Below are 19129 nucleotides of genomic sequence, written 5' to 3' on the forward strand. Positions count from 1 at the left end.
CGAAAATCACGATAGCGTGACGCTTGGGAATTATCCCGAACAAGCGTAGGTTCGGTACGTCAACGAATAATGCAGTGAGATTAAATGCAGTATAAATAGAAAATATAGAGGCAAAGTATGAAGGTGTTGACAGATTACTTTGATGAAAATGTTCGGCAATACCCGGAAGCGAATTGCATAGGATTTATCGATAGCGTAAGCCGCGTTGAAACGACGTTTTCTTATTTCGAAGTCCGAGCAGAGAGCCTACGTGTAGCGTCCACACTCACAGAAGCTCAATTGGCCGGTAAAACGGCTCTTCTGATCTATCCGCCAGGTATAGACTTCGTAATTGGCTTTCTGGGTTGTCTCTACGCAGGCGTGATTGCAGTACCTTGCCACACATCCCGCTTGGGAAAGAATAGCTGGGCGCGTCTATTGTCAGTAGCAATAGATTGCGAGGCAGACGCAATCCTTTCAACGAAGCAGTACAGCGAGAAATTAAGGGATTGGTTTCAACCGTCTCCCGAGCTTCGCTCAAAAACTTACATTACCACTGACCTATCCGTCCCCTTTAGCAATGCCCATATATTCCCGCAATTGGAAACTGAGGCGGTTGCCTACTTGCAATATTCCTCAGGATCGACCGGAGCGCCTAAAGGCATAATTGTCAGTCATCGAAATCTCGTGGAAAATGCGAAAAACTCTGTCGAGCCTCTACAAATATTAAGGAATTCGGTCGTTCTGACGTGGTTGCCGATGCATCATGACCTTGGCTTGGTTGGAAATGTCTTGCAATCCTTATTCGCCGGTGCCCACTGCATTCTCATGGCGCCTGTGATGTTCATGCAAAACCCTTTACGGTGGCTACAAATCATCGAGCAGACAAGGGCGTCGGTTACAATGGCGCCGAACTTTGCGTTTGAGTTGTGCGCGCGGCGACTCGCTAGTGAAGGCTTGGAAAAACTCGATCTAACAAGCTTACAGGTAGCGATCAATGCCTCAGAACCGGTAAAATTCGAGACTATAAGGAAGTTCGACGAAGCGTGTGCTCATTACGGCTACCGTGCGGGAACCTCCAGTATTGTATATGGTCTGGCCGAGGCCACCCTTATCGTTTCGGCGACGAAGTTCAGTGAACAGCCCAGAATTATTGGTGTTGATCCAGTGCAACTGGAAAAGGGGGAGATATTCCGCTCCGAGGCTCCGACAGCAAGGCAGCTCGTAAGTTGTGGTGTTTTGCTTGGTGATCAGTTGGTCAAGATACTAGAGCCGGATAGCAGTACTCCGGTCGCGCAGAATCGTATCGGCGAGATTTGTGTGTCCGGATCGAATATCACGAAAGGTTATTGGAACAACACCCAGGAGACGAATCAAAAGTATATTGAGTTAGAGGCTGGCGGGACACATCGAGTATTTTTGCGGACTGGTGATTTGGGTTGCCTCATCGAAGGCGAGTTGTTTGTTACTGGGCGCATCAAGGAAGTCATGATCGTCCGTGGAAGAAACCATTATCCGCAGGATATCGAGTATAGCGTACTAATGGTCGATCCGTCATTTCGACCGTCTGGTGGAGCGGCGTTTTCGGTCCCTTCGGACCTCGGAGAGGAGGTCGTTATTGTCCAGGAAATTGAGAGGCGTCAACTCGATGGCGTGAATTTGTCCGAATTGGCCCGGCGGGCGAGAAGCAGGGTTTTCGCAGAGCATGAGGTTGCCGTTCACGATATCGTCTTTGTCAGGCCATTGACTGTTCCCAAAACGTCTAGCGGTAAAATACAAAGAGGACTCTGCCGACAAATGTACAAAGAAGGCACACTGAATCCACTTTACACTGCGGCGGCCTAGAGCGGAGTGCCAATGGAAAACGACTTCGACCGACTCTGCTTGATTTTGGTAAACGCGCGGCAGCAGCGGAAAACTGTATCGGAACAGGAAACGATGTCGGCGCTTGGCTGGAACTATCAAGGCTTAGAGCGCGTCATGTCGCTGCGATTCATGCTTATGTCGTTGAACACTATCCAGCAACGTAACATGCCTCCAGCATTGCTAAGTGCATTGGTGATTGAGGATCTATACTCTGCGCCCAATCATCAGTTTTTCGACTTTTGTCGGAGTGTAGGAAGGTTACAGTCGGGTGAAGATCATCGCCTGTTTTGGTTGAACCAGTTGAAACGTCTCTTCTCTCGCGATTGAGAAGATAGAGCAAAAGGCAGTTTTCCCTCGGAAACGGGACCTAGAGGGCAGGGCAATTTTATATTTTTGGGTAACGCAAAAAGTTTGCTGCCCTATTCGCGTCAAAGCACTCTTCTTCCACCCAGCAGGTGAGGTGTAGATGATTGATAGTGAACAACCTTTTCAGGAAATCGGTATTATCGGTTTATCTGTTCGGGCACCCGGCATCGAGACCCCCCAACAGTTTTGGACAGAGCTCCTGCGTGGATCAGATTTTCTGGACAGAACTGTTCGCGAAGAGCAAGGCAGGCCCGTTGTCTCTATCAAATCGGAGGTTCCGAACTGGGAAGAGTTTGACGCGCCATTCTTCAACCTGACGCCCACAGAGGTGCGTTTGATGGACCCCCAGCAGCGACTTTTGCTGGAGATGAGTTGGGAAGCGTTCGAGGACGCCGGCATCAGAATCGACCGGACGGGTGGTGATGTCGGTGTGTTTACGGCCACATCCTTCTCTCGCTATTTACTGGAAATACTAGACACCGATCTTTTGCGAAATAATGCGTCGATGCGTACACTGGCGCAGCACGGCTGTTATGCTGACTACGCTGCAAGCCGGATCGCGTATTCTTTTGATTTTCACGGGCCGGCGATGAGCGTCGGCACAGCGTGTTCATCGTCGCTGAGTGCAATCTCGATTGCAGTCGATGCACTACGGGACAAGAAATGCGATCTTGCTTTGGTTGGCGCTTCGAACATCCGCCGGACCACAGACTATGACGTTGAAGAGGGTGGAATTCACTCCCCGGAAGGGTATTGCAGACCGTTCGATGCTCGCGCCAATGGTACTGTTCCGGGACAGGGAGGTGGGGTTGTTCTGCTCAAGAGATTGATCGACGCAGAGCGCGATGGTGACAGAGTGTACGCCTCGATCACAGCAAAGTCCGTCAACAACGATGGAAACCGTAAAGCGGGCTACGCGGCGCCAAGTGTGGACGGTCAGATCGAGGCGATGCGTGGGATATTCGACATCTTGTCAAAAAACAATCGCAGGGTCAGCTTTGTTGAAGCACATGGGACAGGCACTCGAATTGGCGATCCCATTGAAATTGCTGCAATCAAAAAAGCATATTCGGGACATTATTCGGGGCCGGAGCGATGTGTCATAGGTTCTGTCAAGTCGAATGTTGGCCATCTGGACTCGGCGGCAGGAATCATGGGGCTCATAAAGACCACCCTTGCGCTCTATTACAAAAAGATTCCTCCCACTGTTCACTTCCGCGCGCCAAACCCTTTGCTCGAAATGGAACAGTCGTCTTTTCGGGTAAATCTTAAAACCGAAGATTGGATAACGTTCTCGTCGTCGCCAAGATGTGCATTGGTCTGCTCACTAGGCATAGGCGGGACGAACGCCTATGTCGCGCTTCAAGAGGCTAACCCCGCGGTGTTATCGGGTGTCGGGACAAACCAGCTTCCGTCACTGAATCTTGGGGATTCAATCGCTCCGATCAGCGCAAAGAATGAAAAATCCGCCGAGCGGGCAGTTGATAGGCTGACCGACTATATTGGATCAACCCCAGGAATCCGTACCGTCGATATTTGCAGATCACTTCAGTACGGCCGAGTTTCTTTCGATCACAGACGCGCAATTCTGTTTCAGGAAGACAGAGGCACAAAAATGCTGAGCGCTGCGCCCGCTGAGGGACTTGGGACGTGTTTTCTGTTTCCTGGACAAGGCGCTGCGGTCCCAGGTGGAATTCTGAGTTTCATAGATGCTGTACCCCAGATACGGAAAGCGTTCGAGAAGTGTGTCAGGTATCTTGAGCATGAGCATGGAATTGCTGTTTTGGCGGCCATTAAGTCAGATACGGTGAAGGACATTCCACTCGCCACGGCTCTGCTTCAGCCAGTTTTGTTTGCCGTCGAATTTGCGATAGCCGACGCCCTAGTCTTCTGGCGGATCATGCCGTCTGCTTTGATCGGGCACAGTCTAGGCGAACTGGCGGCGCTCTGTGTTGCCGGCGCGATGCCGCTACACGCCGCGCTCGACTTGGTTGTCAAGCGCGGTGAGGTTATGGCACGCGCGCCTGAAGGGCGAATGCTGGCAATCAAGGCAACTGAAGGTGACTTGCGTGGGCGCTTTGATATCCGTGGCTTGTCCATAGCGGCGTTAAATGGGCCATCCGAGATAGTGCTAAGTGGGCCGTCGTCAGCTATCGAGCAGTTGAAACGAGACCTATCCAAAGAGAATGTTCCTGCTGTGGATCTTGTGTCTAATCATGCATTCCACTCAAGTCTTATGAGTGAGGCAGCAAAGGAGTTTGCCAGCTTTGCTGCTCGGCGTTCATATGCCGAGCCAAAATTCGAAGTGATCTCGTCCACTCTGGGTCGCCGATTTAATTGTGACGACCTGTACGGAGAAGATTATTGGCGCAGAAATATCGACGACTCGGTTCGCTTTCATGACGCGTGCCAATCTGCTGCCGAGACTTGCTCCCTCTTTATTGAATGCGGCCCAGGTTCAACCCTCACACGACTCGTCCAGAATGCTGTGCGTAGCAACGCACTATCCACCAACGTTAGGGCGGTCGCTGTAACCGGCCAGAAGCCATCCTCCAATCTTTCAGATGTAAAGCAAGCTATCGGACTTGCGTGGGTCCATGGATGTAACATCGATTGGGAAAGGTTGAGCCCGGCAAGGGACTGGTCGCGTGTATCGTTGCCGACATACAGTTTTCAACGCAAACACTATTCAATGATTCACGAACGTGGGCCAACGGAGCCGCGAGCCGCCCCGCGCGAGACGACTGTAGTTCCCACAAAGTTGTTGTCAAAAGAAAGTCAACCGTGTTCTGTAAAGCGGGCATTCGAGATCGTACTCGGGGTAGAGATCACTAGCGAGACCGCGTCTTTCTTCGATTTGGGAGGCGACTCGCTAGCGAGTGTCGCGTTGCTAAACGAGATATCTGCCTTGAAGGAAGGGGCGATAACCGTTGCTGAATTCCTGGACGATCCAACGGTTCGGGGAGTGAAAGCGTTACTGGCCAAAAGATCACCCAAAAGTGCTCGGGAAACGGCAGAGCAACGTGACGATACCCAAACCGAGATCACGTTTACTGCCGGCCAGCCAATAGCGCGGGTCAACGCGCCGCAGACAGATCAAACCGTGCTGCTGACAGGCGCAACGGGATTTCTCGGCGCACATCTCCTGCGCGGCTTACTTGATCGTTCCTATAAGACAGTAACATGCGTTATCCGGGCCGAGAGCCCCGACCGGGCACTGGGCAGGCTCCGTGCCGCGATGAACGATTTGGGCCTTTGGCGCCCAGAGGACGCTGCACGCATTGAGATCGTGATTGGAGATCTTAGCGAATCGAACGCTGGACTGAATCCAGCGATGTGGGAGGCACTGGCCGACCGCATCGACCATATCGTGCATTCCGGGGCCGCCGTTAATCACATCTACCCATACGACAAACTCTACAACGTTAACGTCGGAAGCACGGTAGACTTCCTGCGACTGGCCGCCAAAACGAAAGCCAAACGGTTTCACCTAATGTCCACCTACGCGGTTTTCGACAGTGAAGAATACCACAATTACGAGGTGATAACTGAGGCACATTGCCCTGATATCCTGCCTCCTTTCGATCGAGGATATTCCAGAACAAAAGCTGTTGCGGAACAGGTTACGCAGCAAGCAATAGCCCAAGGTGTACCTGCTGCAATTTACAGGCTCCCTAACATCTCGGGCCACACAATCCACGGAATTTGCAACCTCAAGGACAGCATTTGGGCGTTCGTCAAATCGATGGTCATGCTGGAAGCCGTACCAGAAATAGTTGATCTGGACGAAACAATCGCCTTGCCCATGTCTCCTGCGAATTCAATAGCCGATGCGATCATCGAACTCATGGAGACAGATTGGAGCGCGGGGCGAAGGTTCCACGTTTTTCCTGAGCGTAAGGTTCCCTTGAAGACCTTTGTCGATCACCTGCGATACAGGGGTTATGATCTCGGTCGAGTAAGCCAGTCCCAATGGCGTAGCCGTGTTGCCGCCAAAAGGAAGGCTGACAAAAGTGCAAACGCATATCTTTGGGTTTTCGACGGCCACGGTGATTTTCGACGTCCGTTTAGGGCAACCTTTGATGTCAGCGTGCTGAAATCTAACGGAGGAGCCAAGGTGCCAACTTCACCGAGTGCGGCCGACATAGACAAATATATTGCCGTGATGGGAGCTATGAAATTCCTGCCCCAGCCCATTCAGTTCACTTCTTAGTTGTAATTTGAATTTACGGAGACTCTCAGACACACGAGTAAAAGGAGTACAAAACATGTGGGATGATGAGGAGGTCGATTATTTCATCGTAGTCAATGGTGAAGAACAGTACTCACTTTGGCCTGCCGGGAGTCGGCTGCCCGAGGGCTGGTCCATTGTGGGTGAACCGGGCAGCAAGCAGAGCCGACTGGAGAGGATCGCGGAATTATGGACGGATCTACGCCCCAGAAGTCTGAGAGAAACCAAAGCTGGTTAGGGATGATGGAGTGTGAGCGATGAAGATGGAGGCAGGATTTTGATAAATTTGGGCCGAGTAGCAACGCGTATTCAGGACGGTCGCGCTATGTCTGCGTTGTTGAGTGTGACCGTCCTGGGTGAATTTGGTGCTCTCCTTGTGACATTTGGTATCGCGCTCCACGCACTCAATGCAACGGGACAGGCAAGTATATTTTCACTGGTGCTTATCTCTGGTGCCTCTGCACTTATTGTCCTCTCGCCGGTTGCGGGACCATTGGTGGATCGGTTCAATCGGGGTCGTTTGTTTTGGCTGATTAACGGCATCCGGTTGTTCGTTAGCGTCGCGCTATATCTTTATGTACAAACAGCGCTGAATCCGATGGCGGCAGTCTATATCACAACATTCATATTGGCGTGCAGTGAAGCTTTCATGAACCCGCTGATCGCGAGTCTGATCCCTTCAATGCTGCCTAAGGACAGAGTGGTGAGGATGAACGCCATTCTGTTGGGATGTCGGCAAACTGCTGCAATTGCCGCACCGGCTGCCGGAGGCCTGCTTTACAGTCTAGGAAATATTCGAGCCGTTTTGATCTGCGCGAGTTTTATTCTTTTTGTTGCGCTCATTCTACAATTGCTTCTTCTGCGAGTTCCTGAAGGGGCGTCTAGAAATAGGCAAATGCCGACATTGTCCGGCATTTTGAAAGACTTCAAAGCCTCTGTCTCCTATCTCCTTGTCCGTATCCCGCACGTGTCACTGGCCGTAAACGGCTTTCTGTCGCACTTTTTGATTTTTCCATTTATGCTGCTTGCAGTGCCTTTCATGTATCTGAAGTTTTTTTCGGGCACGGAAGTCGAGCTCGGCACTGTCCAAAGCGTTTATGCGATCGGTGGAATCGCGGCTACACCTCTCGCGGTGCTGTTCGAAAAGGTTAGCAGGTCCAAAAACCTTCTTCTAGGAATCGTCGGGCTTCTGCTTCCCGCGGGCCTATATCTGCTGGCGTTAAACAGTAACGTGTCGGCTTGGTTGAGCAATAATGCTGGAGCACGCATGGCTGGCTTTGCTGTCGCTGGACTGCTCGTATATTTCTTCCTTTCCTACTATGTCACGTTCTTTCTGTCATTTTTTCAGACGGACGTGGAAGCGAACATGGTCGGACGTCTGCAGTCTCTATTGGTCGTGAATCATGGCTTTGGCCGCATCTTTGGTTTTGGGCTCTACGGACTCGCAATTGATCTCGACTTCCGACTGGCCTTCGCCATGTTTTTCGCGGGCGCTTTACTGAAAATTGCGGCGCATATCCCGTTTCTTCGAACTTATAGGGAATAGCAGTAAACTTTTGATTTTCCGGCGATTGTGAGAAGTGGGAGCCGCGGATGACGCTGAACTTCAGTGCTTCGAATGCCGAGAGGCAAATATGCGAAAGAGCTGCCGAGATATTCGGAACACCCGACCCGTTGGGAGATTACAACTTTCTCGAGGTCGGTGGCGACTCCCTTACGGCATCGCGATTGGTGGCGTGGATATGCGAACGATTTCACGTAGACTTCGAGGTGGTGTGGGAACAACTGGTTGAGGCAGATACCATCCGGCAATTTGCGCAAAGCGTCAAAGTCCCGCAGATCACCTCGATGGCGGTGCAGGCGGAGGTACGGGAGGATGAGAGTGATGCGCTTTCCTATGCGCAAAAAAGAATATGGTTCGCTGAGGCCTTTGAGCCGAACACCAGAGCCTATCATATTGTCACAATTTATCGCCTGAATGGGCAGTTCAATTTTGCCGTTTTCCGTGATGCTGTCCGGGCCATACTGCACGATCATGCGGCGCTTCGTACTGTTGTTGCTGCACGAGATGGTGAGGCCGTCCAGTCGTTCGATTCAGCGGCACCTTTGATTGATGAGCCTCTCGATCTTTGTTCGTCGTCGTTTGAAAGCAGTGAGGCGTGGATTGATGCTGTTAGTCGCCAGGACTTTGTTCTAGAGGGCGGTCCTCTTTTTGATTTTGCAGCACTAAGGATCGACAGCTTGACGCATGTTGTCGTGTTCAGGTTTCATCACCTGATCGCTGATGGCTGGTCGGTTCGTGTCTTCTTTGAAGAGTTGGTGCGCAGGTACAACGAACGTGACGTAGCTGAGAAAAGGGACGAGTTCTCAAGGGCGTCATACAGCGATTTTGTCGTGTCTGAGGAAAAGGACCTTTCTCCGGCTTATCTTACTGACGCGACTCGATATTGGGCGGGTCAACTCGCAGGCATCCCCGCTGATTTCAAAATATTCCCGGGGCGCCCCGATTCCACGAACGGTTTTACGACTGCTACAAGAAGCCTGAGTCTTGAAAATCAGGTTAGCACGGCGTTGCGCGACATTGCGCGGCAGGACAAAACTACACTTTATGCGATCATCTTGGCATTATTTTCGATCATAGCAATGCGGTTTTCCGGTGCTTCGGATCTGGTTGTCGGAACACCGGCCGCCAACCGGAGAAGGGCTGACTTTGACAGTGTTATCGGTTGCTTTATCAATATCCTGCCGGTTCGGCTACGCAACATTGTCAACAAGACATTTCGTGATGTTGTCGGCGAGGTCAGTGAACAGCTGTCGCGCGCGCTAAAGCATCAAGCCTTCCCGTTTCAAAAAATTGTTGAAGCCGTGAATCCCGAACGGCGGGCCGGCCGTAATCCGGTCTTTCAGGTCATGGTCAACGCGCAGGATGCGGGCCTCGCGGATTTACATCTTTCAGACCTTGAAATTGTGGAAATTCCAAATCCGAATGCAGACGCCAAGGTCGACCTTGGTCTCTATCTGTGGACGAGTGACCCTTCAATTCGAGTTCGCTTCGAATATCGCACGGACGTTTACTCAGCGGATCAAGTCGCACTCTTGGCTGACGCTTTCGAGACGCTTGTGCGCGGGGTCATCGCGTTTCCTGAAACGCCAGTGAATGCCCTCGGCCTTCTTTCTTCGTCTGTTCAGAGTAATATCGAGACGGTTGGCAGGATGGCGGAGCCTGCCGTTTTCTCCGAAGAGCGTTTGGACACGCTTTTCGAGAAGACGTGTGAGAGATACGGCCACTCTATTGCCGTGAGAACAAGTTCGCAGGCGGTCAACTATGAACAGCTTGGGACCGAAGTGGAGCGGCTATGCAGTCATTTCAAGCAATTGGGCGTTGGCCATGGGGATATCTGTGGCGTTTATTTAGGACGCTCCATCGACCTTGTTGCCGTAATACTGGCAATCTGGAAGACTGGAGCCGTTTATCTCCCCCTCGATACTGATTACCCACCGAGCCGGATCGAGCGCATGATGGATGATGCTGCATGCCAGATCGTCATCACAGATGACACCTACTGCGCGACATGTCCGAGTTCGAAGGTTCGCAGAATAAACGTTTCAAAGTTGAAAGAGATGTCTGATATTGCGCCCCCGAATGAGGACGCGCCTACTCGACTGAGTTCAGACCTTGCGTATATTCTATTCACTTCGGGATCCACGGGGCGACCAAAGGGGGTGATGGTCGAGCACCGAAACGCGGTCAACTATTTTCGCTACATCGTGGAAGAACGGGGTGTCGGGCCAGGAGATGTGGTCCTTCAGATCCCGCCGATATCATTTGATCCATCCATACGAGACATCGTAGGGGCGATGGTCGCAGGGGCAGAATTACGGTTTTTGAACCAGGCCGAGGCAAAGGACCCTGCCGCGATTTGTCGGGAGCTGGAAAATGGTGTGACGGCAATTTTAAGCATTACCCCCTCCCTCCTAGGCGCGGTCGTCGACTCTGTTGATGGTACCCTGTCATGTCCTGATCTACGAACAATCGGGATATCGGGGGAGGTCTTGCAGGTTGACCTGGTTAAGCGTTTGAGAAAGCGTTTTGGAGAACACTTCGATATTGTCAATCAGTACGGCCCCACGGAGTCGACGATGACTTGCGCGGCTTATGTGGTTCCCAAAGATGTTGCGTCAGGACCACTACCCATTGGTCGACCTCACAAGGGGTACAAAGCCTACATTCTCAATGAGGCCGGCCAGCTATGTCCATTTGGAGTGGTTGGCGACCTTTACCTTGGCGGGCTTGGGGTATCGCGCGGATATGTGGGTCGGCCTGATCTGACTGCAGACCGATTCGTCCCGAATCCTTTTAGTATTGGAGAGCGGTTTTATCGCACCGGCGATCGGTGCATGTGGAATACGGACGGAACGATTGTCTTTCTTGGGCGGATCGACCATCAGGTCAAGCTTCGCGGGTTCCGGATCGAGCTTGGCGAGATCGAGGCTGCGCTTCTTGAGCACCCTGGTGTGCGGCAGTCTGTGGTGATCCTGCGTGAGGACAATCCGGGCGACCGGCGTCTGGTGGGATATGTCGTGAGTGGCGATAACACGGCTGATGATATGGCTGCGCTCCGGGAGCACCTGAAGGCGCGGTTGCCGGATTACATGGTGCCTTCTTCTCTGGTCACGCTCGATGAGTTGCCGCTGACGCCAAATGGCAAGACAGACCGCAAGGCACTGCCGCAGCCCGACGGTGCACTCATGCACGCGGGTGAGCGAGTTGCGCCGACGACGCCGATGCAGGATGTACTGCTCGCGATCTGGCAGGATGTACTGCAGATCGAGGGCATTGGGATGACCGACAGCTTCTTTGATCTTGGTGGCCATTCGCTTCTGGCGATCCAGATCATTAGTCGTGTTCGCGCGGCATTCGACGTTGATCTGCCGATCCGCGCGCTCTTCGAGCATCCCACGATCGCTGCACTCGAAGGTCAAATTGGCAGAGCACGCCGACAGGAAACAGGGCATATCCTGCCGCCCTTGGAAGCACAGCCGCGTCCTGATCGGGTACCTGCTTCCTTTGCGCAGGAGCGACTTTGGATTCTCGATCAGATCAACGCCGTTGGTTCGGCTTATAACATGGTGCTGCCGGTGCGGCTGAGCGGCCCCCTCGACCTTTCTGCCCTGACGGGTGCTGTCCATGCCCTCGTGAATCGGCATGAAAGTCTTCGGACGCGGATAGAAACCTGTGATGGAGTTCCGGTCCAGGTCATAGACCCTCCCCCCACGACGGTAGATCTTGACATTGAACGGCTTTCGCAGAACAGCGAGAATCTGGTCCGCCGGCATATCCTTGCAGAGGCCAGTCGTCCCTTCGACCTTGCGACCGGTCCGCTCGTGCGTTTCAAGGTTTTTGCGTTGTCGGACACGGTTCATGTCCTGACGCTCGTCATGCATCATATCGTGTCAGACGGCTGGTCGACCGAAGTATTGTTCAATGAGTTGGGGCAGCTTTACGATGCCCTTGCGCAGGACAAGAAGCCCCAGCTGAGCGAACCAAAGCTTCACTATGCGGACCATACAATCTGGCAGCGCAGCTGGTTGCACGGGAAACTACTTGAGGATCAGTTGAGCTACTGGGCCGGACGTTTGGCGAATGGGCCTCCAGTGCTGGATCTTCCAACGGATCATCCCCGCCCCGCCGTGCAATCGTATGCCGGAGCCGTGCATCGGTTCGCTTTGGCGCCGGAACTCCTCAAACACCTGCAGTCCCTCGCGCGCCAGGAAAGTGTTACCGAGTTTATGGTCTTTGTCGCTGCGTTCGGCGTTATCCTGTCGCGATGGTCGAATGCGCCCGAGGTGGTGGTCGGAACACCTGTCGCGGGCCGAACGGATTCGAAGAGCGAGAGTCTCGTCGGCTTGTTCGTCAACACTCTGGCTTTGCGCATCGATTCGTCGGGTGATCCGGAGTTCCGGAGCGTATTGCATCGCGTACGCCAGATGTGTCTTGAAGCATATATGCATCAGGATGTGCCATTCGAGCGCATTGTTCAACATCTTCAGCCTGCACGGGATATGAGCCGGCATCCGGTCTTTCAAGTGATGCTTGCCATGCATAGCGTGGCCGAAGGAGAGCGGCAGTGCGCGGGCCTTGATCTGCAGCGCATGGATGTCGATCTCGGCAATGCGAAGTTCGACCTTTCTCTTCATTTGCTGAAGCGTGGCTCTCATCTTGAGGGCAAGATTGAATACGCCACGGATCTCTTTGATGATGCGACGATTGTGCGGCTGGCCGAGCAGTTGCTTGTGTTCCTGGAAGAGGCGACGGCTGCGCCTGACCGAAGGTTGTCGGAACTGTCGCGGCTTCCGGAGCGTGAGATTGCGCTTCTGGACAGCTGGAATGAAACTGCCGGCCCTCCACCCGCAGAGGCCGCCCTGCATCACATGTTCGAAGCTCAGGCTCTAAAGCATCCCGACAAGATTGCGGTGAAGACGCATAGCGCATGCCTGACATATTGCGATATGAACGCTGCCGCCAACAGACTAGCTCGACTTCTCCGGAACTTTGGGGTGGATCAGGAGGTCCGTGTCGGCGTCATTGCTTCCAGGCGCCTCTCCTTCGTAATCGCTCAACTCGCAGTTTTAAAAGCGCGCGGTATGTTTGTGCCGCTCGACCTGACTGTTCCGTTTGAAAGAACGCGATACATTCTTGATGATGCCAAGGTCAACATCGTAGTTGGCGATAAGGACGATCTGGAAAATTTCAAAGGCATAATAAACCATCTGGTGCCTTTAGAGATCAGTCCAAGGGCGGCTTCGGACGCAGAAAACCTAGACCTGTCCAGTGAGCCGTCTGCCGGCGCTTATATTATTTATACATCGGGGTCGACAGGCAAGCCCAAGGGCGTGATCGTCGAACATCAGAGTATCATAGCATTATTGTCTGAGACGAAAAGACGCTTTGCGCCCACGCCAGCAGATGTTTGGACGATTTTTCATTCCTTTGCCTTCGATTTCTCGGTTTTCGAACTATGGGGTGCGCTTGCGACTGGGGGCAAAGCGGTTATTGTTTCTTACAAGACATCCAGATCACCGACTGAGTTCATTGATCTGTTGGTAGCAGAGAGGGTGACTATTCTTTCGCAGACCCCTTCGGCATTCTACAGATTGTTGGACTTCATAGAGATTGGGGATGAGCGGCTAAAACGTACGAAGCTCAGAACCATTGTTTTCGGGGGCGAAGAGCTGGAATTTTCCCGCTTGGGTAAATGGTACACATACTTCGGTGGCTATTCTCCGGCAATGGTGAATATGTACGGAATTACCGAGATCACTGTGCATGGTACGTATCATCGTATCGCCGTCAATGATCTTGCCCCTCCTCTTTTAAGCAAGGTTGGCAAGCCGTTATCGTATCTAAAGTTCCACATCCTCGACCGTTATTTAAACCGTGTTCCGATAGGAGTGCCCGGTCAAATTTATGTCGCGGGTGCTGGTTTGGCGCGAGGCTATATCAATCGGCCCGATCAGACCGCGGACCGGTTTGTCCCGGACCCGTTCGGTCCGCCTGGCAGCCGGATGTACAAGACGGGTGATCTCGGCCGCATGTTGCCCGACGGAACGATTGTCTTTCTTGGGCGGATCGACCATCAGGTCAAGCTTCGCGGGTTCCGGATCGAGCTTGGCGAGATCGAGGCTGCGCTTCTTGAGCACCCTGGTGTGCGGCAGTCTGTGGTGATCCTGCGTGAGGACAATCCGGGCGACCGGCGTCTGGTGGGATATGTCGTGAGTGGCGATAACACGGCTGATGATATGGCTGCGCTCCGGGAGCACCTGAAGGCGCGGTTGCCGGATTACATGGTGCCTTCTTCTCTGGTCACGCTCGATGAGTTGCCGCTGACGCCAAATGGCAAGACAGACCGCAAGGCACTGCCGCAGCCCGACGGTGCACTCATGCACGCGGGTGAGCGAGTTGCGCCGACGACGCCGATGCAGGATGTACTGCTCGCGATCTGGCAGGATGTACTGCAGATCGAGGGCATTGGGATGACCGACAGCTTCTTTGATCTTGGTGGCCATTCGCTTCTGGCGATCCAGATCATTAGTCGTGTTCGCGCGGCATTCGACGTTGATCTGCCGATCCGCGCGCTCTTCGAGCATCCCACGATCGCTGCACTCGAAGGTCAAATCATTGTCGCACCTAAAATAGGGCTGGAACCGGTTGGTTCGCTGCCTCACATGCCAGCGTCGCTCTCGTTTGCACAAAGCCGACTATGGTTCTTGCACAAACTCCTTGGACGCAGTGAAGTCTACAATATTCCAGTCGCAATACATTTGCATGAGAGTATTGACGTTGCGATAATGAGAGCCGCATTTTTGGATGTGCTGAATAGACATGATATCTTGCGGAGCATCTTTGTCCTGGAAGATGAGGAGGCTGTGCAGAAGATATTCGACCTTGATCAGGCTACCCCTGCCATCGGACATTTTGTGCTCAAGGAAAATACGGCCGAGGCCATAATAAATGGTCTCAAGCGGTATGAGTTCGACATTTCAAACGAAATACCGATTAAATTGGACATCATTGAAGTGTCTCCAAACCACTTCATTCTCGTTATCGTTTGTCATCATATTGTTTCAGATGGTAATTCTATTTCCCTGATAGTGAGGGATCTATTCGATGCTTACGACGCCCGGGGGAGGGGGGAAAGCCCTTTCAACGCGCCCCTCCCGACGCAATATGCTGACTTTGCGCGGATACAGCGCAGACTGCTGGGTGATCCTGTAGCGCCTTCGCGTGTGCTGGAGACGCAACTTGAGTTTTGGCGCGCTACCCTGCGCGGCATACCTGGACATCTGGAATTGCCGGTCGATCGTCCAAGGCCAGTCGTTGCAACAAACAAAGGTAGAGTATACTCGTTTCAAATACCCGGGGAGACTCACCGACGACTGCGAAAGGTGTGTGCAAATCACCGCGCCAGTGTCTTCATGGGGCTGCAGGCAAGCCTTGCGGTATTACTTACATCATTTGGCGGCGGCGACGATATCGTTTTCGGTAGCCCGCTAAACGATCGTAAGGGCAAAAATCTGGATGATGTGGTGGGTCTGTTTGTCAACACGATTGTGTTACGCACAAAAACGGACGGGAATCCATCATTCGACGAGTTAGTCGGCCGGGTAAGGACTTGCAACTTAACGGCGTATGAAAATAGCGATCTGCCGTTCGAATATCTGGTCACAACCCTGAAGCCCGAACGATCACTTTCTCACCATCCAATCTTTCAGGTAATGATTGCCTATCAGGGAGAGGTCAACTTGAATCCGCAGCGTCGTGCGACAATTGCCCAAGCGGCATTTCTGAGCACGGACACGGCAAAATTCGATCTTTCGTTCGTTTTTCAAGAGGTAGACGACGGAGATAAATCTACCTCTCATCTTGAGGGCAAGATTGAATACGCCACGGATCTCTTTGATGATGCGACGATTGTGCGGCTGGCCGAGCAGTTGCTTGTGTTCCTGGAAGAGGCGACGGCTGCGCCTGACCGAAGGTTGTCGGAACTGTCGCGGCTTCCGGAGCGTGAGATTGCGCTTCTGGACAGCTGGAATGAAACTGCCGGCCCTCCACCCGCAGAGGCCGCCCTGCATCACATGTTCGAAGCTCAGGCTCTAAAGCATCCCGACAAGATTGCGGTCACCTATGGTGCAAGCTCGTATCTTTATCATGATCTCGATCAGCGCGCCAACCGTCTTGCTTTCTATTTAAGAAGGGCCGGTATCGGCGCTGATGCTGTCGTGGCGATATACCTTGAGCGGTCGTTGGAGATGATGGTTGCGCTTCTTGGCGTGCTCAAGGCTGGCGCCGCCTATCTGCCATTGGATCCAAGAGACCCTGAGGATCGGCGTGCTTATATGTTGCAGGACGCGCGTGCTTCTTTTGTCCTGACGCAACGTGCATTGTATGCTTCGATGCCGGCGGATGCGCCACGAGTGCTGGTGATGGATGAAGACTGGCCGCTGATCGCGCCCGAACTGGGTGAGCGTGAGCAGCGTGGTGTGGTGGCGGCCGATTTGGCCTACGTCCTCTATACGTCCGGATCGACAGGTCGGCCGAAAGGTGTGGGTGTTACCCACGCAAGCGTTTGTGCTGCGATCGATCATTTCTCTGATGTTTTGCGCCTCGGCGAGGAGGATACGGTTCCTGCGATCACGCGCCTGTCGTTCGACATCTCCGTTCTGGAACTGTTGATGCCGATTTGCAAAGGGTCGAGCATTAAACTCTTCCCGGCCGACGCCGGTGTGGATGCACAGGCGTTGGCGCAGCATCTCGCGGCGGTTGATGGGCCATTGGTCATTCAGTCGACGCCGCCGCTCTGGAGCCAGATCGTTAGAACTGATCACTGGCCTGCTATCGCTTCCAGAAGCCGCATTCTGTGCGGCGGCGATGCACTTGATGCGGAGCTTGCCAGAGAGCTTTTGGATGCCCAGCGCGCGCTGAATGTTTACGGCCCAACGGAGGCGACAATCTGGTCTTCAGAGTGGCCGATCTCGGTTCAGGGCATCGCTAAAACTCCAATCGGAAAGCCTATCCGTAACACGCGGATCCACATCCTCGACCGTTATTTAAACCGTGTTCCGATAGGAGTGCCCGGTCAAATTTATGTCGCGGGTGCTGGTTTGGCGCGAGGCTATATCAATCGGCCCGATCAGACCGCGGACCGGTTTGTCCCGGACCCGTTCGGTCCGCCTGGCAGCCGGATGTACAAGACGGGTGATCTCGGCCGCATGTTGCCCGACGGAACGATTGTCTTTCTTGGGCGGATCGACCATCAGGTCAAGCTTCGCGGGTTCCGGATCGAGCTTGGCGAGATCGAGGCTGCGCTTCTTGAGCACCCTGGTGTGCGGCAGTCTGTGGTGATCCTGCGTGAGGACAATCCGGGCGACCGGCGTCTGGTGGGATATGTCGTGAGTGGCGATAACACGGCTGATGATATGGCTGCGCTCCGGGAGCACCTGAAGGCGCGGTTGCCGGATTACATGGTGCCTTCTTCTCTGGTCACGCTCGATGAGTTGCCGCTGACGCCAAATGGCAAGACAGACCGCAAGGCACTGCCGCAGCCGGCTCAACCGCGAATAACCAGAACACATGAAAGGCCGATCGGGGAAATCGAGGTCAGCTTGTCATCAATCTTGTCGCAACTGTGCCATGTCGAAACGGTGGGACGGCATGATAATTTCTTCGATCTTGGGGCGAATTCGCTCATGCTGGTGTCGCTGCAAGACAGGATCGAGAGAAGCCTTTCCGTTACTATCAAAATTATTGATCTTTTCCGTGAGACGACCGTTGCAAAACTCGCAGCTCATATAAGTGCACTTCGGAATTTAGAGGATGTGTCTCCGGCGCGTAAATTGATTCCGGCTGAAGTCTGCGACGATATTGCTGAGCGCGTCGGTGTCATGGAAGGTGATGAGGTTCACGGGATCGGAGAAAGCGGTTGGTTTGCCGCAATTTCAGCTGCTCGCGTAGCTCAGACGGATGCTCGCATATGGATTGTCGATAGGTTCCTCAATACTGAAAACCTTCGGAAACATGCCGTTCTGGAAGGCGTGAATTTCAGCTTAGAAGAAGGATTGCCTGCGGTGGAGGCCTTTAAGCGAGACCGTACAAACTGGATTTTTTTCAGCTCCAATCAGGATCTTGCCGCTTCTGGGATTCAGGAGGTTCTGAAAGGCCTTGGTGGGATCCGGTTGGTGTTGATCGAAACTCACCGCACGCTGACAGAGCGCAGTGTACAAAAGTCTTTTGAAACGGATGGATATTTAGTAACAGTGATAGACGTATGAAACAGTTGGTGCCGTTTCGCTAAAGAGAGCACCCTTACGTTGGAGGTGAGTTGGCGCCGTTAAGGGCGTTGTTGCATCGGTCGATGAATGACCGGATTCCAGTCTTTGATGCTGTGTCTATGCGGTAGCTGTCACGCACCGGACGGATTTCGGGCGCGCGCATGCCAGCATTCGATTGAGGATGGTGCAGCCGATGGCGACTTCCGTCTGTTGGGCGGCGAATGAGCGTGCCCTCAATCGGGGGCCAATGATCGACTTATAGCGACCGATCGCGGTCTCGACCAGAGATCGCTTGCCGTAGTCGGTAGCAGCCTGCCATTTCATCCGCCCATCGGCGTTGACCGCCGCGATATGAAGGTCTCGTTGACGAGAGAGATTTGTGTCTGGCCGTTCAACCGCATTGGCGCGTGGCGGAATGACCACCACAGCGCCGGCGCTATGTCTGCTGACGGCGTCGTAGGTCGGGTTGCCATCGTAAGCCCCATCGGCCGTAAACTGGCCGATGGGGTTGTCGATCTGGTCGAGCAGCACCCCAACCTGCGAAGCGTCGCCGGCATCCTGGTCGGTCATGACGTGAGCGACGATCTCGTCGCTGTCGGCATCCAGCGCCAGGTGCAGTTTCCGCCATCGCCGACGGGACTTGGCGCCATGCTTCTCTTCCAGCCATTGGTCGGCGCCGTAGACCTCCAACCCGGTGCTGTCGACCAGTATGTGAAGCGGACCATCCGGCAGAGACTGGCGATTGCTGCGCCTTGTGGGCGGGCTCCAGGTTCTCGCCCGACGACTAAGTGTTGTGTGGTCAGGCGCTGGCAGGTCCAAACCCATCAGGGCAAGTACGGAGCTCAAAAATCCTTCGGT

7 protein-coding genes are annotated in these 19129 nt (G+C 53.4%); 6 read left to right on the top strand and 1 reads right to left on the bottom strand.

Annotation, left to right across the window (positions count from 1 at the left end; all coding sequences use genetic code 11):
• Positions 1-117: 117 nt before the first annotated feature.
• From RRH01S_RS33710 to RRH01S_RS28015, 6 genes are all read left to right on the top strand, one after another.
• Entirely contained in the window at positions 118-1824 is a 1707-nt protein-coding gene (locus tag RRH01S_RS33710; RefSeq protein ID WP_065663938.1) for a fatty acyl-AMP ligase, read from the top strand.
• Between the two features lie 12 nt (positions 1825-1836).
• Entirely contained in the window at positions 1837-2172 is a 336-nt protein-coding gene (locus tag RRH01S_RS27995) for a hypothetical protein (RefSeq protein ID WP_042475871.1), read from the top strand.
• A gap of 139 nt (positions 2173-2311) precedes the next feature.
• The gene (locus tag RRH01S_RS28000) at positions 2312-6424 is read left to right on the top strand and encodes a type I polyketide synthase (RefSeq protein ID WP_042475874.1); all 4113 of its coding nucleotides are present in this window, start codon (positions 2312-2314) and stop codon (positions 6422-6424) included.
• A 55-nt stretch (positions 6425-6479) separates the two neighbouring features.
• Positions 6480-6680 (top strand): MbtH family protein, encoded by a 201-nt coding sequence (locus RRH01S_RS28005; protein WP_042475877.1) that lies wholly within the window; start codon positions 6480-6482, stop codon positions 6678-6680.
• 12 nt (positions 6681-6692) lie between these two features.
• Positions 6693-7988 (top strand): MFS transporter, encoded by a 1296-nt coding sequence (locus RRH01S_RS28010; RefSeq protein ID WP_042475880.1) that lies wholly within the window; start codon positions 6693-6695, stop codon positions 7986-7988.
• Between the two features lie 47 nt (positions 7989-8035).
• Complete coding sequence (locus RRH01S_RS28015) at positions 8036-18271, top strand: non-ribosomal peptide synthetase (RefSeq protein ID WP_042475883.1); 10236 nt, start codon at positions 8036-8038, stop codon at positions 18269-18271.
• A gap of 117 nt (positions 18272-18388) precedes the next feature.
• Here the strand turns inward: RRH01S_RS28015 and RRH01S_RS28020 are convergent.
• Positions 18389-19129: IS5 family transposase (locus RRH01S_RS28020; RefSeq protein WP_042475941.1), on the bottom strand; the 741-nt coding region annotated here is incomplete at its 5' end.

The organism is Rhizobium rhizogenes NBRC 13257, assembly GCF_000696095.1.
Lineage (GTDB): Bacteria > Pseudomonadota > Alphaproteobacteria > Rhizobiales > Rhizobiaceae > Rhizobium > Rhizobium rhizogenes.